Consider the following 2,637-nt stretch of genomic DNA (forward strand, 5'->3'; position numbering starts at 1 on the left):
CCCCGCCCCCCCCCCCCCGGGCGCGCCTCCCGCCGCCCCGCGGCGACGTCATGATCATCACGATCAACCGGCCGGAGGCCCGCAACGCCGTCAACGCCGCGGTCAGCACCGCTGTCGGTGACGCGCTTGAGCAGGCGCAACACGACACAGACGTGCGGGCAGTGGTGATCACCGGTGCCGGCGACAAGTCGTTCTGCGCGGGAGCCGACCTGAAGGCAATCGCGCGCCGCGAGAACCTGTACCACCCGGACCACGGCGAGTGGGGATTCGCCGGTTACGTGCGCCACTTCATCGACAAGCCGACGATCGCTGCGGTCAATGGCACCGCCCTGGGTGGCGGCACGGAGCTGGCCCTTGCCAGCGACCTTGTGGTCGCGGAGGAACACGCGATGTTCGGTCTGCCGGAAGTGAAGGTCGGTTTGATCGCCGGTGCCGGCGGCGTGTTTCGCATCGTGCACCAGCTTCCCCGCAAGGTGGCACTGGAGATGCTGTTGACCGGTGAACCGATCAGCGCCGCCGAGGCGCTCAAATGGGGCCTGATCAACCAAGTCGTTCCCGACGGGACGGTGCTGGAGGCCGCGCTGGCGCTGGCCGAACGGGTCACCGTCAACGCGCCGCTGTCGGTGCAGGCCAGTAAGCGGATCGCCTATGGGGCCGACGACGGCGTCATACCTGACGAGGAGCCGGGCTGGGGTCGCACCGCACGGGAGTTCCGTGCACTGTTGAAGTCCGACGACGCCAAGGAAGGTCCGCGAGCGTTCGCTGAGAAACGTCAACCGCTGTGGAAGGCGCGCTGACGCAAGCGGTTTCAGTAAGCGAGCGTATTGACCGCGCGGGCGAACACCCTGGGTAGAGCCGTGCACGCAGGCACGATGGCGCGCCGAGCCGCTCGGGGCGTACTGGCCAACACCAAAGCGCGGGTGAGCAGTCGGTAGTCGCGGGTGATCCGCCGCCACGCCGTCTCGTACGACGACGGTGCGTCGTCGACGATGGCGGTCACCGCTGCGGCGGCTTGCTTGAAGGCTAAGCTGATGCCCTCGCCGGTCAGCGCGTCTTCGTAGCCAGCGGCGTCCCCCACCAACAACACGCGTCCGGCCACGCGCCGTGAAACCACTTGCCGCAACGGCCCGCAGCCGCGGGCGCGCCCGGGTTGGGCGTCGCGCAGCCGGCGCGCCAGCCACGGAAACCATGCCAGATCGGGACGATGCCGGGACAAGATCGCCACTCCCACCAGCTCTGGTTCGACCGGTGTCACATACGCCTCGCCCCAAGGCGACCAATGCACTTCCACAAATTCCGACCACGCCGGTACGCGGAAATGCCGGCGCACCCCAAAGCGCCGCGGTGTACCAGCAACCGTTTTGATTCCCATCGCCCGCCGGATCGGCGAATGCAGCCCGTCGGCTGCCACCAACCATTTCGCGCGTACCCCGGCCGCCGTGACACCGTCGGCATCCTGCTCGACAGCGGTGACTCGCATCCGAAGCCGTTCGACGTCTTGCTCTTTGGCGCGTGCCGCCAGCGCGGTGTGGAGGGTGGTACGGCGCACTCCGCGGCCCGGTCCACTGCGGAATAACGCCTCCGCGCGGCGGTGCTCGCTGACGTAAGCGATGCCGCGAAACGGCAGACCGGCCGGGTCGACGCCGAGCGATGTCAGCTTGTCAAGTCCACCCGGCATCAGGCCCTCGCCGCACGCTTTGTCAATCGGGCTCTCTTTCGGTTCGGCGACGATAACGGAAAGGCCTTCGACGCGCGCATATATCGCCGTGGCAAGACCGCCCGGGCCGCCGCCGACGACCAGCAGATCAGCGTCATAATTGCTCACGTGTAGCCCAGCGCCGCGTTCTCCACGCGGATACGCACCCTGAGCAGCACAGCGTTGGCTAGTGTGAATGTGATTGCGGTAAGCCACGCGGTGTGGACCAGCGGCAGCGCCAGCCCTTCTGCCGCCACGGCCACGTAGTTGGGGTGGCGAAGCCAGCGATACGGGCCTCGCCGCACCAACGGCGCTTGCGGCACAACGATTACCAGAGTGTTCCACCGGCGCCCCAGCGTGATCACGCACCACCAGCGCAGCGCCTGGCTCAGTGCCACCACGCCCAGCATCGGCCAGCCCACCAATCCGATGAAAGGCCGGTGCAGCGCCCAGACTTCAGCGACGCAACCGAGCAGCAGTGCACTGTGGATGGTGACCATCACCGGATAGTGGTCGTGGCCGAACTCCTTGCCGCCATGGGCAAAAGCCCATCGCGCGTTGCGCTTCGATACGGTCAGCTCCACCAGGCGCTCGATGCCGACCGCCAGGATCAGCAGGTAGTACACGGCCTACCAGCCGAGCAGCACGAGTTCCGAACAAAAACCCGGGCCCATAGCAATCATCAGCCCGATGGAGCCCGGCGGTGGGGGATCGGCCATCGTGGCGCGAAGCACGTCCAGCACTGACACCGACGACAGGTTTCCGTTGGTGCGTAACGAATTACGGCTGTGGTCAAGGGCGTCCGCGGGCAGGTCCAACACATTTTCTACTGCCTCGATCACCCGTGGTCCGCCCGGGTGGCAAACCCATGTCGAGACGTCGGCGGTGGTAAGCCCGTGGTCTGCGAGGAACGTGCGGACGTCTTCGGCCAGGTATTTCTC

General features: G+C 66.9%; 4 protein-coding genes. 1 reads left to right on the top strand and 3 read right to left on the bottom strand.

Translation table 11 applies throughout. From position 1 onward, the window contains the following. The first annotated feature begins 50 nt into the window (after positions 1–50). Positions 51–797, top strand: a complete 747-nt coding sequence (locus ACFE99_RS10230) for an enoyl-CoA hydratase-related protein (protein WP_375484851.1) — start codon at positions 51–53, stop codon at positions 795–797. Between the two features lie 11 nt (positions 798–808). Here ACFE99_RS10230 and ACFE99_RS10235 read toward each other — a convergent pair whose 3' ends face one another. From ACFE99_RS10235 to ACFE99_RS10245, 3 genes are all read right to left on the bottom strand, one after another. Further along, positions 809–1,825 carry an NAD(P)/FAD-dependent oxidoreductase gene (locus tag ACFE99_RS10235; protein ID WP_375484853.1) on the bottom strand — a complete coding sequence of 339 codons (1,017 nt, stop codon included), beginning with the start codon at positions 1,823–1,825 and terminating at the stop codon, positions 809–811. Beyond that, positions 1,822–2,322: an isoprenylcysteine carboxyl methyltransferase family protein gene (locus tag ACFE99_RS10240; protein ID WP_375484855.1), complete on the bottom strand. Its 501-nt coding sequence runs from the start codon at positions 2,320–2,322 to the stop codon at positions 1,822–1,824. The genes ACFE99_RS10235 and ACFE99_RS10240 overlap by 4 nt, the downstream gene beginning before the upstream one ends. A gap of 3 nt (positions 2,323–2,325) precedes the next feature. Continuing rightward, a partial coding sequence (locus ACFE99_RS10245; RefSeq protein ID WP_375484857.1) for a 3-oxoacyl-[acyl-carrier-protein] synthase III C-terminal domain-containing protein occupies positions 2,326–2,637 on the bottom strand: 312 nt, incomplete at its 5' end.

The organism is uncultured Mycobacterium sp., from assembly GCF_964249325.1.
Classification (GTDB): Bacteria; Actinomycetota; Actinomycetes; order Mycobacteriales; family Mycobacteriaceae; genus Mycobacterium.

Bases quoted from the DNA above. Each gene is read 5' to 3' on its own strand.
- ACFE99_RS10230 (WP_375484851.1), top strand. From the start codon at position 51: ATGATCATCACGATCAACCGGCCGGAGGCCCGCAACGCCGTCAACGCC.